General features: G+C 70.7%; 22 protein-coding genes. 18 read left to right on the top strand and 4 right to left on the bottom strand.

Annotated elements, in window-relative coordinates; translation table 11 throughout:
- Nucleotides 1-123: 123 nt before the first annotated feature.
- The 10 genes from O9280_RS16080 to O9280_RS16035 all read left to right on the top strand — a co-directional run bounded on the left by O9280_RS16080 (nucleotide 124) and on the right by O9280_RS16035 (nucleotide 13,117).
- Nucleotides 124-2,400: a protein-disulfide reductase DsbD gene (locus O9280_RS16080; protein ID WP_298345095.1), complete on the top strand. Its 2,277-nt coding sequence runs from the start codon at nucleotides 124-126 to the stop codon at nucleotides 2,398-2,400.
- A 10-nt stretch (nucleotides 2,401-2,410) separates the two neighbouring features.
- Entirely contained in the window at nucleotides 2,411-2,977 is a 567-nt protein-coding gene (locus O9280_RS16075; RefSeq protein WP_298345092.1) for a TlpA disulfide reductase family protein, read from the top strand.
- Between the two features lie 411 nt (nucleotides 2,978-3,388).
- Nucleotides 3,389-3,853: a type II 3-dehydroquinate dehydratase gene (gene aroQ, locus O9280_RS16070; protein ID WP_298345089.1), complete on the top strand. Its 465-nt coding sequence runs from the start codon at nucleotides 3,389-3,391 to the stop codon at nucleotides 3,851-3,853.
- 42 nt (nucleotides 3,854-3,895) lie between these two features.
- The gene (accB, locus tag O9280_RS16065) at nucleotides 3,896-4,393 is read left to right on the top strand and encodes an acetyl-CoA carboxylase biotin carboxyl carrier protein (protein ID WP_298345087.1); all 498 of its coding nucleotides are present in this window, start codon (nucleotides 3,896-3,898) and stop codon (nucleotides 4,391-4,393) included.
- 10 nt (nucleotides 4,394-4,403) lie between these two features.
- Complete coding sequence (gene accC / locus O9280_RS16060) at nucleotides 4,404-5,771, top strand: acetyl-CoA carboxylase biotin carboxylase subunit (RefSeq protein WP_298345084.1); 1,368 nt, start codon at nucleotides 4,404-4,406, stop codon at nucleotides 5,769-5,771.
- A 20-nt stretch (nucleotides 5,772-5,791) separates the two neighbouring features.
- Complete coding sequence (locus O9280_RS16055; RefSeq protein ID WP_298345138.1) at nucleotides 5,792-6,274, top strand: acyl-CoA thioesterase; 483 nt, start codon at nucleotides 5,792-5,794, stop codon at nucleotides 6,272-6,274.
- A gap of 57 nt (nucleotides 6,275-6,331) precedes the next feature.
- Nucleotides 6,332-7,705: an ATP-dependent RNA helicase DbpA gene (gene dbpA / locus O9280_RS16050; RefSeq protein ID WP_298345081.1), complete on the top strand. Its 1,374-nt coding sequence runs from the start codon at nucleotides 6,332-6,334 to the stop codon at nucleotides 7,703-7,705.
- 25 nt (nucleotides 7,706-7,730) lie between these two features.
- On the top strand, nucleotides 7,731-8,297 hold the full coding sequence (locus O9280_RS16045; protein WP_298345078.1) for an NAD(P)H-dependent oxidoreductase: 567 nt from the start codon (nucleotides 7,731-7,733) through the stop codon (nucleotides 8,295-8,297).
- Between the two features lie 10 nt (nucleotides 8,298-8,307).
- On the top strand, nucleotides 8,308-10,125 hold the full coding sequence (locus O9280_RS16040) for a monovalent cation:proton antiporter-2 (CPA2) family protein (RefSeq protein ID WP_298345075.1): 1,818 nt from the start codon (nucleotides 8,308-8,310) through the stop codon (nucleotides 10,123-10,125).
- Nucleotides 10,126-10,177: 52 nt separating this feature from the next.
- Nucleotides 10,178-13,117, top strand: a complete 2,940-nt coding sequence (locus O9280_RS16035) for a ligand-binding sensor domain-containing diguanylate cyclase (protein ID WP_298345072.1) — start codon at nucleotides 10,178-10,180, stop codon at nucleotides 13,115-13,117.
- Nucleotides 13,118-13,144: 27 nt separating this feature from the next.
- Here O9280_RS16035 and O9280_RS16030 read toward each other — a convergent pair whose 3' ends face one another.
- Complete coding sequence (locus O9280_RS16030) at nucleotides 13,145-13,588, bottom strand: hypothetical protein (protein WP_298345069.1); 444 nt, start codon at nucleotides 13,586-13,588, stop codon at nucleotides 13,145-13,147.
- Between the two features lie 22 nt (nucleotides 13,589-13,610).
- Here O9280_RS16030 and prmA point away from each other — a divergent pair, with 22 nt between their 5' ends.
- From prmA to O9280_RS15990, 8 genes are all read left to right on the top strand, one after another.
- A complete protein-coding gene (prmA, locus tag O9280_RS16025; RefSeq protein WP_298345066.1) occupies nucleotides 13,611-14,522 on the top strand; it encodes a 50S ribosomal protein L11 methyltransferase in 912 nt (303 codons plus the stop codon).
- Between the two features lie 20 nt (nucleotides 14,523-14,542).
- On the top strand, nucleotides 14,543-15,067 hold the full coding sequence (locus tag O9280_RS16020; protein ID WP_298345063.1) for a DUF3426 domain-containing protein: 525 nt from the start codon (nucleotides 14,543-14,545) through the stop codon (nucleotides 15,065-15,067).
- Nucleotides 15,068-15,162: 95 nt separating this feature from the next.
- Complete coding sequence (locus O9280_RS16015) at nucleotides 15,163-15,432, top strand: helix-turn-helix domain-containing protein (protein WP_298345060.1); 270 nt, start codon at nucleotides 15,163-15,165, stop codon at nucleotides 15,430-15,432.
- Between the two features lie 64 nt (nucleotides 15,433-15,496).
- Nucleotides 15,497-17,068 carry a bifunctional phosphoribosylaminoimidazolecarboxamide formyltransferase/IMP cyclohydrolase gene (gene purH, locus O9280_RS16010; RefSeq protein ID WP_298345055.1) on the top strand — a complete coding sequence of 524 codons (1,572 nt, stop codon included), beginning with the start codon at nucleotides 15,497-15,499 and terminating at the stop codon, nucleotides 17,066-17,068.
- 10 nt (nucleotides 17,069-17,078) lie between these two features.
- Nucleotides 17,079-17,582, top strand: a complete 504-nt coding sequence (locus tag O9280_RS16005; RefSeq protein WP_298345052.1) for a GNAT family N-acetyltransferase — start codon at nucleotides 17,079-17,081, stop codon at nucleotides 17,580-17,582.
- The gene (gene purD, locus O9280_RS16000; protein WP_298345049.1) at nucleotides 17,579-18,877 is read left to right on the top strand and encodes a phosphoribosylamine--glycine ligase; all 1,299 of its coding nucleotides are present in this window, start codon (nucleotides 17,579-17,581) and stop codon (nucleotides 18,875-18,877) included. The genes O9280_RS16005 and purD overlap by 4 nt, the downstream gene beginning before the upstream one ends.
- 25 nt (nucleotides 18,878-18,902) lie before the next feature.
- Nucleotides 18,903-19,547 (top strand): glutathione S-transferase N-terminal domain-containing protein, encoded by a 645-nt coding sequence (locus O9280_RS15995; RefSeq protein ID WP_298345046.1) that lies wholly within the window; start codon nucleotides 18,903-18,905, stop codon nucleotides 19,545-19,547.
- 44 nt (nucleotides 19,548-19,591) lie between these two features.
- Entirely contained in the window at nucleotides 19,592-21,508 is a 1,917-nt protein-coding gene (locus tag O9280_RS15990; RefSeq protein ID WP_298345043.1) for an MFS transporter, read from the top strand.
- Between the two features lie 310 nt (nucleotides 21,509-21,818).
- Here O9280_RS15990 and O9280_RS15985 read toward each other — a convergent pair whose 3' ends face one another.
- The 3 genes from O9280_RS15985 to erpA form a co-directional block, all read right to left on the bottom strand.
- Entirely contained in the window at nucleotides 21,819-22,691 is an 873-nt protein-coding gene (locus tag O9280_RS15985; protein WP_298345040.1) for a hypothetical protein, read from the bottom strand.
- 72 nt (nucleotides 22,692-22,763) lie between these two features.
- Nucleotides 22,764-23,657, bottom strand: coding sequence for an NAD(+) diphosphatase (gene nudC, locus O9280_RS15980; RefSeq protein WP_298345037.1), 894 nt, complete (start codon nucleotides 23,655-23,657; stop codon nucleotides 22,764-22,766).
- Nucleotides 23,654-24,016 carry an iron-sulfur cluster insertion protein ErpA gene (gene erpA / locus O9280_RS15975; RefSeq protein ID WP_298345136.1) on the bottom strand — a complete coding sequence of 121 codons (363 nt, stop codon included), beginning with the start codon at nucleotides 24,014-24,016 and terminating at the stop codon, nucleotides 23,654-23,656. The genes nudC and erpA overlap by 4 nt, the downstream gene beginning before the upstream one ends.
- Nucleotides 24,017-24,052 lie beyond the last annotated feature (36 nt).

The raw sequence follows: 24,052 nt of genomic DNA, 5'->3' as shown, positions 1-24,052 counted from the left end.
TAACGATGGCCTGAAACCGGTGACCGCCGGGTTACGAACCGGTGAGCGGACGCACCCTGTCCACGCCCGGCCGACGCGGCGCGGCGATAATGCCCGACCGCGCCCGGAACCGACCCCTACCCGATGTCACGCTTCTTCGCCCCGACGATCCGCCTTCTGCGCAACGCCGCGCTGGCCTCTTTGCTGCTCGGCGGCACGGCTGCCCAGGCCATCGACCAGGACGACCTGCTCCCCGTCGACGAGGCTTTCGCGCTCAGCGCGGCCGCACCGGCGCGCGACACCGTGGCGGTCCGTTTCGCCATCGCCGAGGGCTACTACCTTTACCGGCACCGCACCAGCGTGGAGGTGCTCGACGGCGGCTTCACCGCCGCCCCGCTGGTCCTGCCAGCCGGCGACAAGCACACCGACGAGTTCTTCGGCGAAGTCGAAACCTATCGCGATGCGCTCGAAGCGACCCTGCCCGGCAGCGCCGACGCCTCGGCGACGACGCTTCGCCTGCGCGTGAAGTACCAGGGCTGCGCGGACCTCGGCATCTGCTACCCGCCGCAGGCGCGCGAGATCACGGTCGCGCTGCCGCCGGCGCCCGCAGGCGAAGCGTCAGCGGCCCTAGCCCCCGTCACCGGCCTGCTTTCCAGCGGTCGCAGCAGCGGCCTGCTCTCGACCAGCACGTCGGGCGGGGATGCCGGATTGACGGCGACCGGTAGCGCCGGCCTGCCCCTGCCCGACACCGAGGCCTACCGGCTCGAGGCCGTCACCGACGGCCCGGACCGGATCGTCGTGCGCTTCACCATCGCGCCGGGCTACTACCTCTATCGCGACAAAACCACCTTCGCGGCGCAGAGCGAGCGCGGGGCCGTGGTGCGCCCGGGCGAGTGGCCGGCGGCGCGCACGCACAGCGACGAGTACTTCGGCGAGCAGGCCGTCTACTACGACGAAGTGCTCGTGCCGCTCGAGGTCGTCCGCACGCAAAGCGGGGCCGACACGCTGCGCCTGACGGTCGGCTTCATGGGCTGCCAGGAGAACGGCGTCTGCTACCCGCCGCTGAAGCGCGAGCTGGCGATCGATCTCGCCGATGCGCCGGCCAACGCCGACGCGACGGCCGCGGACGGAGCGTCGTCCGACACGACCAGCAGCGGGGCGAACCGCGCTGCGGACGGCATCGGCCTGTTCGCGGCCCTCGGCCTCGCCCTGCTCGGCGGCCTGATCCTCAACCTGATGCCCTGCGTGCTGCCGATCCTCTCGCTCAAGGCGCTGGGCCTGGCAGGCAGCGGCGAAAGCGTCGCCAAGGCCCGCTCGCACGCGCTCTGGTACACGGCGGGCGTGGTGCTCAGCTTCGCGGCACTCGGAGGACTCGCGCTCGCACTGCGCGAAGCCGGCCTGGCGCTGGGCTGGGGCTTCCAACTGCAGCAGCCGGCGGTCGTCGGCGGCCTCGCCCTGCTGATGTTCTCGGTGGGCCTGTCGCTCTCCGGCGTGTTCAACCTCGGCGGCGGGCTGGCCAATGTCGGCGGCGCGCTCACGCAGAAGTCCGGCCCGGCGGGCGATTTCTTCACTGGCGTGCTGGCCGTCGTGGTCGCCGCGCCCTGCACCGCGCCCTTCATGGGCGCCGCGCTGGCCTACGCCTTTGCGGCCTCGCCCATCGTCGCCATCGGCGTATTCGTCGCGCTTGGGCTGGGCTTGGCCCTGCCCTTCCTCGCCATCGGCTTCGTGCCGGGTCTCGCGCAGCGCCTGCCGAAGCCGGGCGCCTGGATGGACACGCTCAAGCAGATGCTGGCCTTCCCGATGTACCTCACCGCCGTCTGGCTGGTGTGGGTGCTGGCCAAGCAGCGCGGCGCCGATGCCGTGGGCTGGGTGCTGGGTGGCGCGGTGCTGCTCGCCCTCGGCCTGTGGGCCTGGGAGCAGGCGCGCTTCAAGAGCGCCACGATGCGGGCCTTCGCCGTCGGCATCGCGGTGCTCGGCGTGGCCGCGTTGTGGCCGGTGCAGCAGTTGCCCTCGGCACGGGAAGCCGCAGGCGCCGATGCCGCCACAAGCGCGCCCTCGCAGCCCGCAGCGGACGGCAGCGTCCCCTACTCGGCCGATGCACTGGCCGCGCTGCGCGCCGAAGGGCGCGTGGTCTTCGTCAACATGACCGCCGACTGGTGCGTGAGCTGCAAGGCCAACGAGCGCGCGGTGCTGTCCACCGACGCTTTCGCCGCCGCGCGCGACGGCGCCAACGCCGTGTACATGAAGGGCGACTGGACCGACGTCGATCCCGCCATCACCGGCTACTTGCAGCAGTACGGTGCGGTGGGCGTGCCGTTCTATGCGGTGTACCCGGTCGGCGGCGGCGAGCCCGAGATCCTGCCCAACCTGCTCACCACCGGCATCGTCGAGACGGCGTTGGCGAAAGCCGCCGCGAAGTGAGGCGCCGCGCATGAAGCCTTGGCAGCAGTGGGCGTTGATCGGCATGTTCGCCGTGGCCAGCGCCGCGCTCGGCATCTGGCTGCGCGGCGAGTTCGACGACGCGCGCACGCCACCCGCGCCGGAAGGCCTGAAGGTCGTCGCGCTGGGTGAGTCGGCGGAACCGCTGCTGGGCACCACGCTCGACGGCGTGAACCAGCCGCTGCCAGGCGAGGGCCGCTGGCGGCTGATCAACTTCTGGGCCAGCTGGTGCCCGCCCTGCGTCAAGGAGATGCCGGTGCTCGACGCCTACCACCGCGCGCAGGGCGCGGACGGCGTGCAGGTGATCGGCATCGCCCTGGAAGACGCCGCCGACGCGCGCGCTTTCCTCGATCGCGTGCCGGTGGGCTTTCCGATCTTCGCGGAGCCGAACTCGATCCGCGACAGCTCGGTGCGCCTGGGCAATGCCCGTGGCCTGCTGCCCTACACCGTACTGATCGACCCGCAGGGCCGGCTGGTGGCGCAGCACTTGAGCCCCTTCCCGGACGCGGACGACATCGGCGGCTGGGTGGAGGCCGCGAAGGCCGACGCTCCGCGCTGAGTCTCGACCGTCAAGAAAAGCGAAGCCCCGCTAAAGCGGGGCTTCGGCAGCTGCGTCGCGGCGGATCAGCGACCGTTGGCGGCGTCGATCAGCGCATTGCCCGTGCGGGCGGTCGAGCCGGTAGGCGGCCGCGAGGACGAGGCACTTCTTCATTGGGGGAAACCCCATTCGATGGGGGGCTCTCGACCGGGGGGCTCGGGACGGGGGTGCTCGGCGGGGGCAAGTTAGCGGACTGGCGCCCAGCACCATCGGAAACGGGCGCGAACGGAAGCCCCGCCCGGCGCCAGCGCCGCGGCACATAACCAAATTCAAACGGCTGCGATCTCCGGGGATCTCACCCCTAAAGCCTAGACAGGCGGCTCTAGGGCGGGCAGGCTGTGCACCTTGCCCTCCCCGGCCCGCTCCCGCGTCATGGCCTCGATCCTCGTCCTGCACGGCCCCAACCTCAACCTGCTCGGCACCCGCGAGCCGGAGGTCTATGGCCATGACACGCTGGTCGACATCGACGCCCGTCTGGCCGACCGGGCCGCGGCCGCGGGCCACGCGCTCACCGCCTTCCAGAGCAATGCCGAGCATGCGCTCGTCGATCGGGTGCAGGCCACCCGGGCCGACGGCACCGCCATCGTGCTCATCAATCCGGCGGCCTACACCCATACCTCGGTGGCCCTGCGCGACGCCTTCGCAGCGGTGCGCACGCCCTTCATCGAGGTGCACCTCAGCAACCCCCACGCTCGCGAGCCCTTCCGCCACCACAGCTACCTGTCCGACCTCGCCGTCGGCGTGGTCTGCGGTTTCGGGGCGCAGAGCTACCTGCTGGCCCTCGAGGCGGCGATCGCCCGGCTCGATGCGCCCCGGCACGAAGCCGGCGGCCGCTGAGCGCCCTCTCCCTTTCCACTTTCACCGCACGCGAGACCGTCCATGGACCTCCGCAAAATCAAGGCACTGATCGACCTGCTCGAGAAGTCCAACCTCACCGAAATCGAGATCAAGGAAGGCGAGGAATCCGTCCGCCTGTCGCGCGCCAGTCGCGCCGCGCCGATGCCCACCTACGTGCAGGCCGCGCCCATCGAGCATGCCCCGGCCCCCGCCCCGGTCGCGCACGCCGCGCCGGCCGCGGGCAAGGCGCCGGCCGCCGAGCACGCCAGCGAATCGCACGGCAAGCCGGGCAAGGACGTGCCCGATGGCCACACCATCCGCTCGCCGATGGTCGGCACCTTCTACGCCAGCCCGAACCCGGACGCGCCGGCCTTCGTGAAGGTCGGGCAGACGGTGAAGGCCGGCGACACGCTCGGCATCATCGAGGCCATGAAGATGTTCAACCCGATCGAGGCCGACGTCAGCGGCACGGTGCGCGCCATCCTCGTGAAGAGCGGCCAGCCGATCGAGTTCGATGAACCCATGTTCGTGATCGGCTGAGGCCGGCGCCATGCTCAAGAAAGTCGTCATCGCCAACCGCGGCGAAATCGCGCTCCGCGTGATGCGCGCCTGCCACGCGCTGGGCATCCAGACCGTGGCCGTGCACAGCACCGTCGACCGCAACCTCAAGCACGTGGCCATGGCCGACGAGTCCGTCTGCATCGGCCCGGCGCCCTCGGCCGAGAGCTACCTCAACATCCCGGCGATCATCGCCGCGGCCGAAGTGACCGACGCCGACGGCATCCACCCGGGCTACGGCTTCCTCTCCGAGAACGCCACCTTCGCCGAACGCGTCGAGGGCTCGGGCTTCGTCTTCATCGGCCCCACGGCCGACGTCATCCGCATGATGGGCGACAAGGTCGAAGCCATCCGCGCGATGAAGGACGCCGGCGTGCCCTGCGTGCCCGGCTCCGGCGGCCCGCTGCCCGAGGACGAAGAGGAATGCCTGCGCATCGGCCGCGAGATCGGCTATCCGGTGATCATCAAGGCCGCGGGCGGCGGCGGCGGCCGCGGCATGCGCGTCGTCCGCGAGGAAGGCGCGCTCATCGCCTCCATCGCTACCACGCAGGCCGAGGCCAAGGCGGCCTTCGGCAACGGCATGGTGTACATGGAGAAGTTCCTCGAGAACCCGCGCCACGTCGAGATCCAGGTGCTGGCCGACGGCCAGGGCAATGCCATCCACCTCGGTGAGCGCGACTGCTCGATGCAGCGCCGCCACCAGAAGGTCGTCGAGGAGGCGCCGGCCCCCGGCATCACCGAGGAGCAACGCGCCGAGATCGGCCGCGTCTGCACCGACGCCTGCATCCGCATCGGCTACCGCGGCGCCGGCACCTTCGAGTTCCTTTACGAGAACGGCCGCTTCTACTTCATCGAGATGAACACCCGCATCCAGGTGGAGCATCCGGTGACCGAGCTCGTCACCGGCATCGACCTGGTGCGCGAGCAGCTGCTGATCGCCGGCGGCGAGAAGCTCTCGATCAAGCAGGAAGACATCGTGCTGCGCGGGCATTCGATCGAATGCCGCATCAATGCGGAAGACCCGGAAACCTTCGCGCCCTGCCCCGGCCTGATCAAGCATTTCCATGCCGCCGGCGGCCCCGGCGTGCGCGTCGATTCGCACATCTACGAGGGCTACAAGGTCCCGCCGAACTACGATTCGATGATCGGCAAGCTGATCGTGCACGGCGCCACCCGCGCGCAGGCCATCGCCCGCATGCGCGTGGCGCTCGCCGAGATGATCGTCGACGGCATCAAGACGAACATCCCGCTGCAGCAGCGGATCATGGCCGACATCGGCTTCCAGCAAGGCGGCACCAACATCCACTACCTCGAGAAGCGGCTGGCCGAGCGCAAGGAAAAGAGCTTCGGCCTCGGCTGAAGCCCGCCGCCATGACCATGATCGAACCCGCCGCCGCCGACTTCACGATGACCGTGCTGATGACGCCCGACAAGGCGAACTTCAGCGGCAAGGTGCACGGCGGCGCGCTGCTCAAGCTGCTCGACGAAGTGGCCTATGCCTGCGCGTCGCGCTACGCGGGGCGCTACTGCGTGACGCTGTCGGTCGACCAGGTGACTTTCCGCGAAGCGATCCACGTCGGCGAACTCGTGCACTTCATGGCGCGGGTGAACTACACCGGCACCAGCTCGATGGAGGTCGGCGTCAAGGTCGTGGCGGAGAACATCCGCGAGCGCTCGGTGCGGCACGTGAACAGCTGCTTCTTCACCATGGTGGCGATGGGCGACGACGGCCGGCCCAAGCCGGTGCCGCCACTCGAACCGCAGACCGAAGACGAGCAGCGCCGCTTCCGCAAGGGCGAGCAACGCCGCGCCTTGCGCGCCGAGAACGCGAAGCGCCTCGCCGAGATCAAGTCCGGCAGCTGAGGCCCCGACGCCCGGGCCGCCGCCACGGGTTCAGGGCGGTGGTGCCACAATGCCGGCATGACGACGCCCTTCGCCTCGCTCGGCCTGCCCGAGCCCCTTGCCCGCGCCTGCGAGTCGCTCGGCTTCACCGAGCCCACGCCGATCCAGCAGCAGGCCATCGGCCCCGCACTGCAGGGCCGCGACCTGCTCGCGCAGGCGCGCACCGGCAGCGGCAAGACCCTCGCGTTCGGACTGCCCTTACTGGCGAAGGTCGAACCGGCCGCGCTGCGCACGCAGGCGCTGGTGCTCTGCCCCACGCGCGAGCTCGCCGACCAGGTGGCCAAGGACCTGCGCGCCGCGGCGCGCTTCCTGCCCAACCTGAAGATCGTGACGCTCTGCGGCGGCATCCCGCTTCGCCCGCAGCTGGCTTCGCTCGAGGTCGCGCCGGACGTCGTCGTCGGCACGCCGGGCCGCATCCTCGAACTGATCGCCGAGAACGCCTTGTCGCTCGAACAGGTGGCGACGTTCGTGCTCGACGAAGCCGACCGCATGCTCGACATGGGCTTCGTCGAGGACATCCGCACGCTGGCCAAGCGCCTGCCGAAGACGGCGCAGACGCTGCTGTTCTCCGCCACCTTCAGCAAGGACATCCGCGCCATCGCCGCGACCTTGCTGCGCGACCCTGTCGAGATCGCCGCCGCGCTCGACGACGCGCCGAAGATCGACGAGTGGGTGCATGTGGTCGAAGGCGGCCAGCGCCACTGGGCCGTGATGCAGGTGCTGGCCGACAAGGCCCCCGAGGCCACGCTGGTGTTCTGCAACACGCGCAAGGAAACCGCCGCGCTCACCGAAGCGCTGCAGCGCGAGGGCTTCGCCGCCGATGCCCTGCACGGCGACCTCGAACAGCGCGAGCGCGAGGAAGTGCTGGCCCGCTTCGCCAACGGCAGCCTGCGCGTGCTCGTCGCCACCGACGTGGCCGCGCGCGGCATCGATATCGCCGGCCTGCCGATGGTGCTCAGCGCCGAGATCGCCTCGGACGCCGACCAGCACGTGCACCGCATCGGCCGCACCGGCCGTGCCGGTGAGACGGGCCTCGCCATCAGCATCGTCACGCCCTCGGAAGGCCACTGGCGGCGCAGCATCGAAGCCGCGCGTGGCGCACCGTTCCAGGAACGTGGCCTGCGCCTCTCGCAGCAGCGTCCGAAGCCGCTGCCCGCCGCGTTCCGCACGCTGCAAATCGACGCCGGCCGGCAGGACAAACTGCGCCCCGGCGACGTGATGGGCGCACTGACCGGCGCCGCCGGCCTGCCCGCCGAGGCGGTGGGCAAGATCAGCCTGTACCCGACGCGCTGCTACGTCGCGGTGGCGCGGGCACAGGCCGAAAAGGCGCTGGCCAAGCTGCGCGAGCAGGGCATCAAGGGCCGCAAGCTGCGGGTGAAGGCCATCGGCTGACGGCAGCGATGGCTAGACTGGGCGCATGAGCCCGACGCCCTCGCGAACCCTCGTCCTCCTCGCCCATCCCCGCCTTTCCGCCAGCCGCATCAACGCGGCACTGCGGGAGGGCCTCCGCGACCTCGACGGCGTCGCGGTGCACGACCTCTACCACGCGTATCCGGACGGCGATATCGACGTCGCCGCCGAGCAGCAGCGACCGCTGGCGCACGACACCGTCGTGCTGCAGTTCCCGATCCAGTGGTACGCGATGCCCGCGCTGCTGAAGCACTGGTTCGACGAGGTGCTGCAGTCGGGCTGGGCCTATGGGCAGGACGGCCATGCGCTGAGGGGCAAGGGGCTGTTCGTCGCGGCGACCAGCGGCGGCGACCCCGCCGGCTACGGCCGCCACGCGGCGCAGTTCACGCTGGCCGAGCTGTTCCGGCCCATCGAAGCCAGCGCCCGCTACTGCGGCATGCGCTGGCTCGGGCACGCGGCCTATGGCGCGAGCGAACGCATCAATGCGCGGCTGCCCGAATTCGCCGCCGACTACCGGGCGCGACTCGCGGCATTCACGCGTGGCGACGCCCACCCCGAACACGACAGCCGCTGAGGGCCACCCCATGCTGCACGACGCCCTGATCTACCTCGCGGCCGCCGTCATCGCCGTGCCACTGTTCAAGCGCCTCGGCCTCGGCGCCGTGCTGGGCTACCTGATCGCCGGCGTGCTGATCGGCCCCTCGGTGCTGCGCCTCATCGACGATCCAGAGACGGTGCTCAAGTTCTCCGAGCTCGGCGTCGTCCTGCTGCTCTTCCTCGTCGGCCTGGAATTGAACCCGCGCAAACTCTGGCAGCTGCGTGTGCCGATCTTCGGCATGGGCAGCCTGCAGGTGTTCGGCACCATCGGCCTCGTCGGTGGCGCGCTGTGGGCGCTGGGCACGCCATGGCCGGTGGCGCTGATCGTCGGCATCGCCGCGTCGCTCAGTTCCACCAGCCTCGGCCTCGCATTGATGGGTGAACGCGGCCTGCTGCCGACGGCGGGCGGGCGCAGCGCGCTGTCCGTGCTGCTGTTCCAGGACATCCTCGTCATTCCCATCCTGCTGCTGGTGGCCTGGCTGGCGCCGCCCGGTGCGGCCCACGCCGACGGGGGCGGCCATGGCCCGTTCTCGCCGCTGGCCGCTGCCGGCCTCGTCGTCGGCATGGTGGTGCTGGCGCGCTTCGCCATGCGTCCGCTGCTGCGCTTCATCGCCAACACCGGCCTGCGCGAGGTGTTCGTCGCCTTCGCCCTGCTGCTGGTGATCGGCGCGGCGCTCGCGGCTGAAGGCGTCGGCGCCTCCGCCGCGCTTGGCACCTTCCTCGCCGGCGTGCTGCTCGCGGAAAGCGAATACCGCCACGAACTCAACATCGTCATCGAGCCCTTCAAGGGCCTGTTGCTGGGCCTGTTCTTCATCGCCGTCGGCATGGGCGTGCAGCTGTCGCTGTTCGTCGAGCAACCACTGCTCGTGGTCGGCGGCACCGTCGCCTTGGTCGCGGCCAAGCTCGCCGTGCTGTTCGCCGCGGCGCGGGCGTTCCGCCTCTGCGGCCAGGACGGCCTCGTGTTCTCCGTCGTCCTTTCGCAAGTAGGTGAATTCGCCTTCGTGGTGCTCGCCGCGGCGCGCGCCAACGGCAGCCTGCCTGCCGACGTCGCGGCCACGATGAACGCGATCGTCGCCGCCAGCATCCTCAGCACACCGCTGCTCTTCCTCGCCGTCTCGCGCTTCGTGATGCCGCGGATGAACCGCGCCGAGGCCCGCGAGGCCGACGCCATCGACGAGCGCAATGAAGTGATCGTCGCCGGCGTGGGCCGCTTCGGCCAGGTCGTCTCGCGCCTGCTGATCGGCCGCGGCTACGGCGTCACCCTCATCGACCACGACCCCGAGCAGGTCGAGCTGATGCGCCGCTTCGGCTTCCGCACCTACTACGGCGACGCCGCGCGCCGCGACGTGCTGGAGGCCGCGGGGATCGAGGAGGCGAAACTGCTGGTGCTGGCCTTCGACGACCCCGAGCGCGTGCACGAGACGGCGGCGCTGGTTCGCGAACGCTTCCCGCACCTGAAGCTGATCGCCCGGGCACGCGGCCGCACCGAAGCCTTCGAGTTGGCCGAGCTGGGCGTGGCGTTCGAGCGCGAGACCTTCCGCGCCGCCGCAGCCGTCGGCGAACGCGCCCTGGTGGCGCTCGGCGAGCACCCGCACGACGCGCACCGGGCGCAGCAGGCCTTCGTGCGTCACGACCTGCAAATGCTGCATGAAGCCGCCAAGGTCCGGGACGACGACCAGACTCTCATCAGCCTGGCCGAACGCGCCCGCGCCGACCTCGCGCAACTGCTGAAGCGCGAAGGCCTGCCGGACGCCGCGGACGGCGATGGTGAAGGCGCGCCGATACCGGGCGACTGGACGCGCTGAGTCCCGGCGCGGTGCTAGGCTGGCTTATTGGGGATAGCACGCAGGGAAGGCCATGACGGCGCAGCCGAGGCGATCCGCGAGGGAACGGTGGAGCCGCACGCTGCTGCTCGCCGCCGCCCTGTTCGCCGCGGCGCCGTCTCAGGCGGCGGATCGGGCGCTGCAGGACCTCTACCGCGACCACTGGACCACCCGCGACGGCCTGCCGCACAACTCCATCAACGCCATCGCACAGACGCCCGAAGGCTATCTGTGGTTCGCCACCTGGGAAGGCCTGGTCCGCTACAACGGCCAGTCGTTCACCCAGTTCGACCGCCGCCAGATCCCGGTGCTTCAGGATGGCGCGCTTCGCGCCTTGCACGTCGATGCCCGCGGACGCCTCGTGGCAGGCGGCGCCCGCGGCAGCCTGGTCCGGCAGGACGGCGAGGGCGGCTGGGAGCCCCTGCCTTCCGCGCCCGTCATGGTCACCATGATCCACGGCGGGCCCGACGGCGGCCTGTGGGTGGGCACGGAGACCGCGGGCGTGGTGCATCTGCCCGCCGCCGGCGCCGCGCAGGTGCTGGAGCCGCCGGCCGACGATCCGGTCGGCAGCAGTTTCGATATCGCCGTCGATGCGCGGGGGCGGCACTGGTCGGCCCACGCAGGCGGCCTCCGCCGCGTCGACGGCGATGGCTTGCGACGCGCGGACGTGAGCGGCCTGCCCGACGGGCCGATCACCGCGCTGGCCAACGATGGCACCCGGCTGGTCGCCGGCAGCGCCCGCGGTGTCTACGTCGCCGACGGCGCCGCGGAATCGCTGGTGTTCAAGGCCCTCGACCCCGCGCTCGACACCGTGAGCATCTCGCGCCTGCTGCCGGACGGTGCCGGCGGGCTGTGGATCGGCACGCTCACCGACGGCCTGATGCGCTGGACCGCGAACGGCCTCGAACGCCTGGGCGTGGGGCCGGACCGGCCGAGCTCGCGCATCGTTTCGCTGTTCGTCGACCGCGAAGACAACCTCTGGGTCGGCACGAACAGCGGCCTGTACCGATTCACCGATGCGCCGTTCTCCAGCATCGTGCGCCAACACGGCCTGCCCGACGACTACGTGCGCAGCGTGCTCGCGCGCGACGACGGCAGCGTGCTCATCGGCACCGCCCAAGGGCTGGCGAGCAGCCGCGCCGACGGCACGGTGACGCGGCTGGGTGCCGGCACGACGCTCGCCGACGCGTCGGTGCTCAGCCTCGCCGATGCCGGCGGGGGCCGCGTGTGGGTGGGCACCTACGACGACGGCGCGATGCTGTGGGATGGCGAACGTGTCGTCTCCCGGCTCGATACCGCGAATGGCCTGCCCGCGAACGAAGTGCGCGCCCTGGTCGCCGATGGCGACGCCCTGTGGCTGGGCACCTCCCGCGGCCTCGCGCGCTGGTCCGACGGCGCCATGCAGCAGTGGACCGAAGCGCAGGGCCTGCCGACGAACTTCGTCATCGCCCTGCATCGCGACGCCCGGGGCCGGCTCTGGGTGGGCACGGGCTTCGGCGCCGTCATCGTCGAGAACGCACGGCTGCGGCCCATCGACCTCCGGGCGAATGAGGACGCGGAGTACGCCTTCGGCTTCCTCGAAGACCGGCAGCGTGGCGCGATGTGGATCGCCTCCGACCGCGGCCTGCTTCGCTTCGACGCCGACGGCCGGCCCACCGGTGCGGTCGGCCTCGCCGCGGGCCTGCCCTACGAGAAGGTGTTCGGCCTGCTGCTCGATCCGCAGGACCAGCTCTGGGCCAGCGGCAATCGCGGCATCCTTCGCATCGACATGGGTCGCGTGAATGCGGTGGCCGATGGCAAGGCCCTGCCGCTCGACGTCGAGCGCTTCACCGAAGCCGACGGCATGGCCAGCGCGCAGTGCAACGGCGGTTCGCAGCCGGTGGTCGCGCTCGACCGCGGCGGCCGTCGATGGTTCGCGACCTCGGTCGGCGCCACCCACGTCGATCCTGCCGACCTGCAGCGCCACACCCGCCATGCGCCGCCCGTGGTGATCGAATCGGTGATCGCCGACGGCCGTGCGCTACCGCTTTCCTCCCAGGCCGAAGTGGTGCTGCCTGCCGGCGCACGCCGGCTGGAACTGCGCTATGCCGGCCTTGGTTTCGTGCTGCCCGAGCGCCTGCGCTACCGCCATCGCCTCGACGGGTTCGACAGCGACTGGGTGGAGCGCGGCAGCGAAACCTTCGTCGAATACACGCGGCTTCCGCCCGGCCGTTACGCGTTCCTGGTGGAAGCCGCCCACCCGCGTGGCGCCTGGGGCCAGAGCCGCGCCCGCGTCGTGATCGAGGTGCCGCCCTTGTGGTGGCAGCGCACGCTGGTGGTCTGGAGCTTTGCGATCGCCGCCGTGCTGGGCGCTGGCCTGCTGCTGCGCTGGCGCCTGCACCGCCTCGCCGCCAACGAGCGCCACCTCGCGCAGCTGGTCGACGAACGCACGCTGGAGATCGAGCAGCAGAAAGCCCGCCTGCGCCACCAGGCCGAGGAGTTCGCACGCCAGGCGCGCGAGGATGCGCTCACCGGCATCAGCAACCGCCGCGCCTTCGACGAAGCACTTTCGCGCGAGTTCGCCCGCGCCAAGCGCAACGACGCCCCGCTGAGCATCGCCATCGTCGACCTCGACCACTTCAAGCAGGTCAACGACCGCTTCAGCCACGCGGTCGGCGACGTCGTGCTGAAGCGCGTGGCCGCCCGCCTGAAGGCCGACTCGCGCGGGTTCGACGTGGTGGCGCGCTGGGGCGGCGAGGAATTCGCCCTGCTGTTGCCGGAAACCACCCTCGAGGCCGCGCTGGCCACCGGCGAGCGCCTGCGCCAAGGCGTGATGGCCATCGACTTCAGCGACATCGACCCGACGCTGGGCATCACCGCCAGCTTCGGCGTGGCCGAAGCGGCCGGCGCCGACACCCATCACCGGCTTCTGCTTCAGGCCGACGAAGCGCTGTACCGCGCCAAGGCCAACGGCCGCAATCGCGTGGAAGGCTGAGCCGGCACCACGCGCCGGCTGCCACCCTCAGTGCAGGTTCGGGTCGGGCCCGGCGGCCACCGCGGCGGCGCGCTTCTTCTCGGCATGCTCGGCGCGCTCGGCCTCCAGCATCGCCAGCCATTCCTCGAGCGTGTGCCCGCCCTCGGCGGCTTCCTCGGCAGCGGCCTTCTCCAGCACCGGCGACATCCGCAGCGTGGTGCCGCGGCCTTCCGATTCGCAGCGCGACGCCGTGTGCTTGAGCATGGCGATCAGCAGGCCCGGGCTGTCGATGCCGTCCAGGGCGCGCCCCGCCACCACCATCACCCACTCGTCGCCGTAGAGCCCGCCCGCGGCCACGAGGGCGTCGGCGTCATCGACGAGTTGCGCATGCGCGACGAAGGGCGTGCCGGTGCGGCGAGAGGCCGCCGCGTTCGCGGCCTTCTTTTCGCGCTTCTTTCGGGCCGCGCGCTTGGCCTGGGAGTGCTGGGACATGCAGGCATCCTACAATGCCCCCATGCCCCACCTCGAACTCTCCCTGCGCTGCCGAGCCAAAGACGAGCCCTGGCTCGAGCGCGCCCTTACCGACCTCGGCGCGATGAGCGTCACCCTGCTCGATCCGCAGGCCGACACCACGAACGAGCAGGCCATCCTCGAGCCCGGCGTGGGCGAGACGCCGCTGTGGGCGGATTGCCTCGTGGTGGCGCTGTTCGATGAAAGCGTGCCGCGCGAACCGCTGCTGGCCGCGCTGGAATCGATCGACCCGCGCGCCGATCTCGCCTCCGCCTCGTTCCGCGTGGTCGACGACCAGGATTGGGTGCGGGCGTGGATGGACCAGTTCCAGCCGATGGCCTTCGGCACGCGCACGTGGATCGTGCCGTGGGATCACGAACTGCCCGGGGCTGCGCAGGCCGCGAACGCCGCCGTGGTGCGCCTCGATCCCGGCCTCGCCTTCGGCTCGGGCACGCACGCCACCACGGCGCTCTGCCTCGAGTGGCTCGATGGCCTCCATCTCGCTGGCAAGACCGTGCTCGATTTCGGCTGCGGCAGCGGCATCCTGGCGCTCGCCGCGCTGAAGCTGGGCGCGGAGCGCGCCGTCGGCGTCGACAACGACCCGCAGGCCATCCTCGCCACCACCGACAACGCGCTGCGCAACAGCGTGGCGGAGCGGATGAACGTCCATCTGCCGCCGGAGGAGCCAAAGGCGACGTACCCCGTCGTCGTGGCCAACATCCTTGCCGTCGCCCTCGACGCGCTGGCCGACGTGCTCGCCTCGCGCGTGGCGCCGGGCGGCGTGATCGCGCTCTCGGGCATCCTGAAAGGCCAGGACGAGGCGCTGGTCGAACGCTATTCGGCCTGGTTCGACGACCTGGTGGTGACGCAGCGCGAAGACTGGGTGCGCATCACCGGGCGCCGTCGGCCGGACTGAAGCCTTTACACTCCGCCGCCATGCCGCGCCCGCTGCCCAGCTTCGTCCGCCCACCGCCGAAAATCGCCCCACTCTCGCGGGCGGGACGGTGGCGCGTCGGCGCCCTGCTGGTTGGCGCGGGCCTCCTACTGCTCGTGCAGATCGTGCTGGCCGACCGCGAACGCTTCGCCGCCAGCCCCACGTGGCGCCCGTGGATGGAACAGGCCTGCGCCTCGCTGGGCTGCACCCTGCCGGCTTGGCACGAGCCGCGAGCCTTCGTCGTGCTCAGCCGCGAGATCCAACCCCACCCGACCAACCGCCAGGCCCTGCTGGTGACGGCCAGCTTCCGCAACGACGCGGCCTGGACGCAGGGCTGGCCGCTGCTGGAACTGGCCCTTACCGACCTCGACGGCCAACGCATCGGCCTGCGGCGTTTCCGGCCGGTGGAATACCTCGGCGGCAGCCCGTCCCGGGAGGGCCTGGCCCCCGGCCAATCGGCCACGGTGGCCTTGGAAATCCTCGATCCGGGCAACCGCGCCGTGGCCTTCGAGTTCGATTTCCACTGACACCAAAATCGAGGTCGCGCGGCGTCCGGAATTGGGGCAGACTCCCCCCCCCCGTCGTCCACTGGACGGTCGACGGGTTCGATCCTGGGGTCTCCGTGAACGCTCTCCATTCCCGTGCCGAAGCCGCTCCGGCCGTGCCCGCATTGCGCGAGGCCGTGGCCCGTGCCACGCGCCGCTATCTCAGCGACCGTGGCGACTGCGAGGCGGATTCGCTCTACGCGCTGATGCTGTCCGAAATGGAAACCGGCCTGCTGACCGAAGTGATGAAGCACTGCGAGGGCAACCAGAGCCGCGCCGCGGCCGTGCTGGGCATCAACCGCGCGACGCTGCGCAAGAAGCTCGAAGCCGTCGGGCTGCTGCGCTGATCCTGACGGGACCCGCGCCCGTATAATTCGCGTCTTTCCGCCCGTGATGGGCCGAGGGAGACGCATGACCGACCACCGCCAGCCCGTCCGCCGGGCCCTGCTGTCCGTTTCCGACAAGACCGGCCTGTTGCCGCTGGCGCAAGCCCTCGCCGCGAAGGGCGTCGTTCTGCTCTCGACGGGCGGCACGGCCAAGGCGCTGCGCGAGGCGGGCCTCGACGTCACCGACGTCTCGTCGGTGACCGGCTTCCCGGAAATCATGGACGGTCGCGTCAAGACCCTGCACCCCAAGGTGCATGGTGGCCTGCTCGGCCGCGCCGGCACCGATGACGCGGTGATGGCCCAGCACGGCATCGAAGCGATTGATCTGCTGGTGGTGAACCTCTACCCGTTCGAAGCGACGGTCGCGCAGCCGGATTGCTCGTACGAGGACGCCGTCGAGAACATCGACATCGGCGGCCCCGCCATGCTGCGTGCGGCGGCGAAGAACCACGCCCGCGTCGCCGTGCTCACCGACCCGGCCGACTACGAGGGCTTCCTCGAAGCGCTCGCCGCCGGCGGCACCACCGCCGCGCAGCGCCGCGGCTACGCCGCCAAGGGTTATGCGCACACCGCACGCTACGACGGCAAGGTGAGCATGTGGCTCTCCGCGCGCGTCGAGGACGAGGCCCAGGCCGCCGAGTGGCCGAGCACGCTGAACCTGCAGCTCGACCTGACGAGCAAGCTGCGCTACGGCGAGAACCCGCACCAGCGCGGCGCGCTGTACGTCGAGCGCGGCGCGCCGATGGGCATCGTCGCCACCGCGCGCTTCCTGCAGGGCAAGGAACTCAGCTACAACAACCTCGCCGATGCCGACGCCGCGCTGGAATGCGTGAAGCAGTTCCACCAGCCGGCCTGTGTGATCGTGAAGCACGCCAACCCCTGCGGCGTGGCCGTGGCGCAGGACATCTTCGCCGCCTACGACCGCGCCTACGCCACCGACCCGACCTCGGCCTTCGGCGGCATCATCGCCTTCAACCGCCCGCTCGATGCGGGCACGGCCGAAGAGATCCTCAAGCGCCAGTTCGTCGAAGTGGTGATCGCGCCGGTCGTCAGCGACGAAGCCGTGGCCGTGTTCGCCAAGAAGCCGAACGTGCGCGTGCTGTCCTGCGGCGCGCTCGATGTGCCGGCCAAGGCTCTGGACTACAAGCGCATCGCCGGTGGCCTGCTGGTGCAGGACGCCGACGTCACGCCCTGGGCCGCCGGTGATGGCCGCATCGTCACGAAGCGCCAGCCGAGCGCCGAGGAGATGGCCGACCTCGTGTTCGCGTGGCAGGTGGCGATGTACGTGAAGTCGAACGCCATCGTCTACGCGAAAGACGCGCAGACGGTAGGCATTGGCGCGGGCCAGATGAGCCGCGTTGTGAGCGCGAAAATCGCTGCACTGAAGGCCGAAGAAGCCGGCCTCGTCGTGCCCGGCGCGGTGATGGCCAGCGATGCGTTCTTCCCGTTCCGTGACGGCATTGATGCCGCAGGCAAGGCCGGCATCCGCGCGGTGATCCAGCCGGGCGGCTCGATGCGCGACGCCGAGGTGATCGCCGCCGCCGACGAGCACGGCATGGCCATGGTTTTCACCGGCACCCGCCACTTCCGTCACTGACCGCCGGCCGATGCCGATCCGGACTGCCACCACCGCCGACCACGCGCGCATCGTCGCGCTGAATGCGGCGGAGGTGGCGCAGACCAGCGCGATGGACGCAGCGCGGCTCGCCGAACTCGAGGCCCTCGCCTGCGCGCACTGGGTCGTCGAGCACGACGGCGAGGCCGTGGCCTTCCTGTTGGCGATGAACGAGACGGCGGCCTACGACAACGACAATTTCCGTTGGTTTGCCGCGCAGCTTCCGCGCTTCGTCTACATCGACCGCATCGTGGTCGACGCCCGCGCCGCGGGCCAAGGCCTCGGAAAGCAGCTCTACCAGCACCTGGCCGATCACGCGCGCGAGCGGGGCATCGACGCCCTCGTGTGCGAGTACAACATCGACCCGCCGAATCCCGGATCGAAGGCCTTCCATGATCGACTCGGCTTCCGCGAGATCGGACAGCAACGCGTTGCGGGCGGCCAGAAACTCGTGTCCATGCAACTTTTGAATCTTCGCGAAGGCAGCTCCCCATGAAAATCCTCGTCATCGGCAACGGCGGCCGCGAGCACGCGCTGGCTTGGAAGCTCGCGCAGAGTGCGCGCGTCAGCGAAGTACTCGTCGCGCCCGGAAACTCCGGCACGGCGACCGAGCCGAAGTGCCGCAACGTCGATACGAAGGCCACCGATCTCGACGGCCTGCTGGCGCTCGTGCAGCGCGAGGGCGTGGCGCTCACCGTCGTCGGCCCCGAGGCCCCGCTCGTCGCCGGCGTGGTGGATCGCTTCCGCACCGCGGGCCTGCGCATCTTCGGGCCCACGGCCAAGGCCGCGCAGCTCGAAGGCAGCAAGGCCTTCGCGAAGGATTTCCTGAAGCGCCATGGCATCCCCACTGCCGGCTATGAAGTGTTCACCGAGGTCGACGCTGCGATTGCGTACATCCGCGCGCGCACCACGCAACTGGGCGACACCCGCATCGTGGTCAAGGCCGACGGCCTTGCTGCCGGCAAGGGCGTCATCGTCGCGATGAGCGTCGCAGAGGCTGAAGACGCCGTCCGCGACATGCTGGCCGGCAACGCCTTCGGCAGCGCCGGTTCGCGCGTCGTCATCGAGGATTTCCTCGACGGCGAGGAAGCCAGCTTCATCTCGATGGTCGACGGCGTGAACGCGCTGCCAATGGCGACGTCGCAGGACCACAAGCGCGTGGGCGACGGCGACACCGGCCCGAACACCGGCGGCATGGGCGCGTATTCGCCCGCCCCGGTCGTCACGCCCGAGGTGCATGCGCGCGTGATGCGCGAAGTGGTTGAACCCACCGTGCGCGGCATGGCCAGCGATGGCATCCCGTTCACCGGCTTCCTCTACGCCGGCCTGATGATCGATACCGCGGGGAACCCCAAGGTCATCGAGTTCAACGTGCGCTTCGGCGACCCGGAAACGCAGCCGGTGATGCTGCGCCTCGACTCCGATCTCGTCGGTCTCGTCGAAGCGGCCATCGACGGCAAGCTCGACACCGTGGAAGCCCAGTGGTCGCCCGAACCCGCCCTCGGCGTGGTCATGGCCGCGAAGCCCTATCCCGAAACGCCCATCACCGGCGATGTGATCCACGGCCTCGATGCCGTGCCCGCGTTCGCGAAGGTGTTCCATGCCGGCGCCATTCTCGACGCCGGCACGGTAAAGACGAGCGGTGGTCGCGTGCTCTGTGTGTGCGCCAAGGGCGCCGACATCCGCGAGGCGCAGCGCAAGGCCTACGCAGCCGTCGCCAAGATTTCGTGGGCGAACGAGCTTCACCGCAGCGACATCGGCTGGCGCGCGGTGGCGCGCGAGCAGGGCTGATTTCCACCGCGAATCGGAGGCGACCATGAAGCTCTTCTGCTCCCTGCCCTCGCCCTTCGCGCGCAAGGTGCGCGCCCTCGCCGCCGAGAAGGGCTTGGCCCTCGAACTCGTCGAAGTCGACGTGCTCGATCCCGCCAGCCCGGTCGCCGCGCTGAACCCGCTGCGCAAGGTGCCCTGCCTCGTCACCAATGACGGCGAGGCCTGGTTCGATTCGCCGCTGATCTGCGAGTGGCTGGATGCCCGGCCCGGCCCGCGGCTCATTCCCGAGACCTTCGATGCGCGGATGCGGGTGAAGCGCATCGAAGCCCTCGCGGACGGCTTGCTGGATGCCGCCGTGCTCACGCGCCTCGAGGGCGTGTGGCCCGGGCGCACGCCGGAACAACGCAGCACGGCGTGGATGGACTGGCAGTGGCTGAAGGTCGAGGGCGCCATCGGCGAGCTCGAGCGCCACCTAGCGGCGCGCGCGACGGAGGGCGTGCCGCCGGCCTTCTTCGAGGGCGAAGGCGTGACGCTCGCCGACCTCGCCGTCGCCAGCGCGCTGGAGTGGATCGACTTCCGCCTTCCCGACCGCCCCTGGCGCGCGCAGGCCCCGCTTCTCGCGACCTGGCTGGCGCGTTTCTCGATGCGCCCCGCGTTCGCCGCCAGCGCGCCGGTGCCGCCGAAGCCCTGAGCCCTCGCAGGTTTGCTACGTTCTGCGGGCCCTCGGAGATCCGCATGTCGCACAGCCAGTTCGCGCTGCTCACCCAACGCCGCTTCTCGCCGTTCTTCGTCGCGCAGTCGCTCGGCGCGTTCAACGACAACGTCTTCAAGCAGGCGCTGGTCATCCTCGTCACCGTCAAGGCGGTGGGGCTGAGCAGCGACGAGCGCAGCCTCTGGGCCAACCTCGCCAGCGCGCTGTTCATCCTGCCCTTCTTCCTGTTTTCCGCCACCGCCGGCCAGTGGGCGGAGAAGTACGAGAAGGCGCGCTCGATCCGCCGCATCAAGCTGCTGGAGATCGTCATCGCGGTCCTCGCGGCCGTGGGCTTCTGGCTGGATTCGCTGCCCTTCCTGCTCGGCGTGCTGTTCCTGCTTGGCGCGCAGAGCACGCTGTTCGGGCCGATCAAGTACGCAATCCTCCCGCAGGCGCTGAAGCCCGAAGAGCTCACCGGCGGCAACGGCCTCGTCGAGACCGGCACCTTCCTCGCCATTCTCGTTGGCACGATCTTCGGCGGCGTGCTGATCAGCGAGTTCGAGAACGGCCCCTTCCTTGCTTCCCTCGCGGTGATCGCCATCGCCGTCGCCGGCTACGTCGCCGCGCGCTTCGTGCCCGAAGCCCCGGCCACCGCACCCGACCTCACCATCGACCGCAATCCGCTCCGCGCCACGCTCTCGACGCTGGCCACGCTGAAGGGCCAGCGCGCGGTGTTGAACTCGGTGCTTGGCATCAGCTGGTTCTTCTTCTTCGGCGCGCTGTTCCTCGCCCAGTTGCCGAAGTACGCCATCGACGTACTCGGCGGCGATGCGACGGTGATCCCGCTGCTGCTCACCCTGTTCTCGCTCGGCATCGGCCTCGGCTCGCTGCTCTGCGAAACCCTGTCGCGGCGGACGGTCGAGATCGGCCTCGTGCCGCTCGGCGCCATCGGCATGACGGTGTTCGGCGTCGACCTCTGGCTGGCGCAGCCGCAGGCCAGCGTGCATGCACTGGAAGTCGCCGCCGGAACCGCCAGCGCGCTCGACTGGCGCGGCTTCCTCGCCACCGAAGGCAGCGTGCGCATCGCCATCGACCTCGCGCTGATCGGCGTCTTCGGCGGCTTCTTCATCGTGCCGCTGTTCGCGCTGGTGCAGCAGCGCGCGCCGCGCGAGCAGCTCTCGCGCGTCATCGCGGCCAACAACATCGTCAACGCCCTCTTCATCGTGATCGCCGCGGGCCTCGCGGTGCTGCTGCTCGGCCCCGTGGGCCTGTCGATCCCGGAGCTCTTCCTCGTCACCGCGGCGCTGAATGCCGTCGTCGCGGTGTACATCTTCAGCCTCGTGCCCGAGTTCCTGATGCGCTTCCTGGTGTGGCTGGCGACGCTCGCCATGTACCGCATCGACACCAAGGGCATCGAGGAGAACATCCCGGACGAAGGCGCGGCCCTCGTGGTCTGCAACCATGTCGGCTACATGGACGCGCTGCTGCTGGCCGGCGCCATCCCGCGCCCGGTGAAGTTCGTCATGTACTACAAGATCTTCCGCATCCCGGTCATGAACTGGGTGTTCCGCGCGGCGGGCGCCATTCCCATCGCCGGCAGCAAGGAAGACCCCGAACTGATGCGGCGCGCCTTCGACCGCATCGACGCGGCGCTGGCGAACGGCGAGATCGTCGGCATCTTCCCCGAGGGCGGTCTGACGAAGGACGGCGAGATCGCGACGTTCCGCCCCGGCGTCGAGAAGATCCTCGGCCGCCGCGCGGTGCCCGTGGTGCCGATGGCGCTGAAGAACCTCTGGGGCAGCCTCTTCAGCCGCCGCGATTCCGCGCTGGGCCGCATGCGTTTGCCGCGGCGCTTCCGCGCGGCGATCGGCATCGAGGCGACGACGGCGGTGCCCGGTGAAGTCGCCACCGCGGCCCTGCTCGAGGAGAACGTGCGCGCGTTGCGCGGTGACGCGGCATAGCGGAAGAGCTCGCTGTCGCGCCTGCCGCGCGGACGCTGCAGGCCGCTTTCCGCGGACTCGGGGCTCCGCCGTCTTCCGACACTGATGGAGGATGAGCGAGGCGCGCGCCTTGGCGAAGGCCGCCAGCGAGGCGACTAAGGAGCCCCGGCGCGATCTCCAGGCGCTGCCCGAAGGGTGGCGCAGGATGCGCCATCGATCCGAGGGGCAGGGACGCCCCCTTCGGATCGACCGCCGGGAACGTCGCGAGCAAGGTGACGGGGCGGGCCAGCCTCGTTGGCGGCCTTCGCCATGGCGCGCCTACCCGCCGTCGCTACCCGACAAACCCCGCGACGACGAACAGCGCCAGCACGCCCATCCAGATCACCAGGACGCGCCACACCAGGCTCATCGCATCGCGCAGTTCCAACAGCGCTGGGGCCTGCGCCGGGCCATCGGCCGCGTAGGCTTCTTCCTCGGCGAGTTCGACGGCCACGCTCACGCGCGCGGCGGCTTCCAGGTGGCCGAGGCCGAGGCGCACGCCATCGGCGTGCCAGCGGCGCCAGGCGCCGATCACCGCGTCGAAATCCGCAGCAAGAGCCAGCGTCAGCGTCATCAACTGCGCCACCGGCCAGTCGAGCACGCCGAGCAGAATAGTCGCGGTGCCGCGCTGCGCCTGCGGCAGGCGCTCCTGCGCCGCGCCTTGCGCGGAGAGAGCGACAAGCCGGTAGCCGACCGCGCCGACCGGCCCGAGGACGAGAAACCAGAACAGCGGCCCGAACCAGCGCCACAGGGCGCAGCGGAACACCGCCTCCACCAGCGGGCCGCCCTCGATGACCACATCGTCGCGCTGCGGGAACAGCGGCTTGGCCGCCTCGCGCCGGGCCTCCGCGCCGTCGGCTTCGATGACCGCTTCGACGTCGAGGTCGAGATCGCGCGGGCCCCAGGCGTAGAACACCGCCGCGATGCCGAGCAGCAGGCTCGGAAGGCCGTAGGCCCAGCCCGACAGCCACCATTGCAGCGCGGCGAGCAGAACCAGCGGCAGGCCGAGGCCGAACCAGAGCGCGGCGCGACGGAGGCTGCCGCCTTCGGCGCCCAACACGCCCAGCCACGCGACGAAGCCATCGTGGTGGCGAAGCGCGGCCAGCGGCTTGGCGAAGTGGCCGAGCAGCAGGGCGGCGATGACGGCGACGAGGGTGATGGACATCCGGTCTCGAGGCGGCGGGCTCGTGCGGAGGGGCAGTCTAGCGCGCGGGCGCGAAGGGCTCGTGGGGTCGCGTCAGGCGCCCCCGTTGGCCCAGGCTTCGATCAACGCGCGGGCGATCGAGAGCCGGGGCGCGAAGGCCAGCGGCGGCGGCTCGGCGCCGCGCGGCGTGTCGCCGACCGCCAATCCGGCCAGCACCTCCTCGCGGGTGAACCAGCGTGCAGCTTCCAATTCGTCGTCGACTTCCGGGGCCGGGGCATCGGGCGCGGCTTCGGCATGGAAGCCGAGCATCAGGGCCATCGGGAACGGCCAGGGCTGGTCACCGGCGTAGCGCACGGTGCCGACGTCGATGTGGGTTTCCTCGAACACCTCGCGGCGCACGGCCTGGGCCAGCGACTCGCCGGGCTCGACGAAGCCGGCCACCACCGACCAGCGGCCCGGGGGCCAACTGCGCTGGCGGCCGAGCAACAGCCGATCCCCGGAGCTGACGGCCACGATGATGGCGGGGTCGGTGCGCGGGTAGGCCTCGAGGCCGCAGCCCGGGCAGCGCGCGGCCCAGCCGGCCTGGCGACGCTCCACGGCCGTGCCGCAGGCGCCGCAGAAGCGCGCGCGGCGCTGCCAGTTCAACAGGCCTGCAGCTGCCGCGAACAGGGCAGCCTCGCGGCCCGGCCACTGCAGGCCGGCGCGGCGCAAGTCGACGGCAGGGGCCCCTTCGGCCAGACGCTCCCAGACGAAACAGGGCACGCCGTCGACCAAGCCGATGAAGGCTGCGTCCTCGGGGCGCTCGCTGGCCAGCGCCTCGCCCGAGGGCCAGGTCCCGAATTCGCCGTCCTCGAGGCTGCGCGATTCGGCATCGAGCCGCAGCACGCGGGCGGCGGGCCAAGCAGCGTCGAGGGTTTCGGCCGAGGAACGCAGGTGCGCGGCGCGGTCGAAGCCGCCGTCGATGAAGGCGAAGCCCGAGAGACTCACACCGAGAAGCTGCTGCCGCAGCCGCAGGTGGTCTTGGCGTTCGGGTTGCGGATGACGAACTGCGAGCCCGCGAGGCTTTCGCGATAGTCGACCTCGGCGCCCATCAGGTACTGCAGGCTCAGCGGGTCGACGACGAGGGTGACGCCATCGCGGTGCACCGCCACGTCGTCCTCATTGCTCGCCTCGTCGAACTCGAAGCCGTACTGGAAGCCCGAGCAGCCGCCGCCGGTGATGTAGACGCGCAGCTTCAGTTCGGCGTTGCCCTCGTCGGCGATCAGCGCCGCGACCTTGGCCGCGGCGGCGGGCGTGAAGCCCAAGGGGGCGTCGAGATCCTGGTAGCTGGGCGTGTTCATGGGCATGAGGTGGCGTTCGGCGACGTCGGATTCAAGCACGTC

This window comes from Silanimonas sp. (assembly GCF_027531545.1).
GTDB lineage: Bacteria > Pseudomonadota > Gammaproteobacteria > Xanthomonadales > Xanthomonadaceae > Silanimonas.
Note: the sequence above shows the minus strand (reverse complement) of the source record. Positions and strands in the feature narration are given on the sequence as shown.

Excerpts from the sequence above, each read along its gene's own strand:
- O9280_RS16080 (WP_298345095.1), top strand. The coding sequence starts at position 124 with ATGTCACGCTTCTTCGCCCCGACGATCCGCCTTCTGCGCAACGCCGCG.
- O9280_RS16075 (WP_298345092.1), top strand. The coding sequence starts at position 2,411 with ATGAAGCCTTGGCAGCAGTGGGCGTTGATCGGCATGTTCGCCGTGGCC.
- aroQ (WP_298345089.1), top strand. The coding sequence starts at position 3,389 with ATGGCCTCGATCCTCGTCCTGCACGGCCCCAACCTCAACCTGCTCGGC.
- accB (WP_298345087.1), top strand. The coding sequence starts at position 3,896 with ATGGACCTCCGCAAAATCAAGGCACTGATCGACCTGCTCGAGAAGTCC.
- accC (WP_298345084.1), top strand. The coding sequence starts at position 4,404 with ATGCTCAAGAAAGTCGTCATCGCCAACCGCGGCGAAATCGCGCTCCGC.
- dbpA (WP_298345081.1), top strand. The coding sequence starts at position 6,332 with ATGACGACGCCCTTCGCCTCGCTCGGCCTGCCCGAGCCCCTTGCCCGC.
- O9280_RS16045 (WP_298345078.1), top strand. The coding sequence starts at position 7,731 with ATGAGCCCGACGCCCTCGCGAACCCTCGTCCTCCTCGCCCATCCCCGC.
- O9280_RS16040 (WP_298345075.1), top strand. The coding sequence starts at position 8,308 with ATGCTGCACGACGCCCTGATCTACCTCGCGGCCGCCGTCATCGCCGTG.
- O9280_RS16035 (WP_298345072.1), top strand. The coding sequence starts at position 10,178 with ATGACGGCGCAGCCGAGGCGATCCGCGAGGGAACGGTGGAGCCGCACG.
- O9280_RS16030 (WP_298345069.1), bottom strand. The coding sequence starts at position 13,588 with ATGTCCCAGCACTCCCAGGCCAAGCGCGCGGCCCGAAAGAAGCGCGAA.
- prmA (WP_298345066.1), top strand. The coding sequence starts at position 13,611 with ATGCCCCACCTCGAACTCTCCCTGCGCTGCCGAGCCAAAGACGAGCCC.
- O9280_RS16020 (WP_298345063.1), top strand. The coding sequence starts at position 14,543 with ATGCCGCGCCCGCTGCCCAGCTTCGTCCGCCCACCGCCGAAAATCGCC.
- purH (WP_298345055.1), top strand. The coding sequence starts at position 15,497 with ATGACCGACCACCGCCAGCCCGTCCGCCGGGCCCTGCTGTCCGTTTCC.
- O9280_RS16005 (WP_298345052.1), top strand. The coding sequence starts at position 17,079 with ATGCCGATCCGGACTGCCACCACCGCCGACCACGCGCGCATCGTCGCG.
- purD (WP_298345049.1), top strand. The coding sequence starts at position 17,579 with ATGAAAATCCTCGTCATCGGCAACGGCGGCCGCGAGCACGCGCTGGCT.
- O9280_RS15995 (WP_298345046.1), top strand. The coding sequence starts at position 18,903 with ATGAAGCTCTTCTGCTCCCTGCCCTCGCCCTTCGCGCGCAAGGTGCGC.
- O9280_RS15990 (WP_298345043.1), top strand. The coding sequence starts at position 19,592 with ATGTCGCACAGCCAGTTCGCGCTGCTCACCCAACGCCGCTTCTCGCCG.
- O9280_RS15985 (WP_298345040.1), bottom strand. The coding sequence starts at position 22,691 with ATGTCCATCACCCTCGTCGCCGTCATCGCCGCCCTGCTGCTCGGCCAC.
- erpA (WP_298345136.1), bottom strand. The coding sequence starts at position 24,016 with ATGCCCATGAACACGCCCAGCTACCAGGATCTCGACGCCCCCTTGGGC.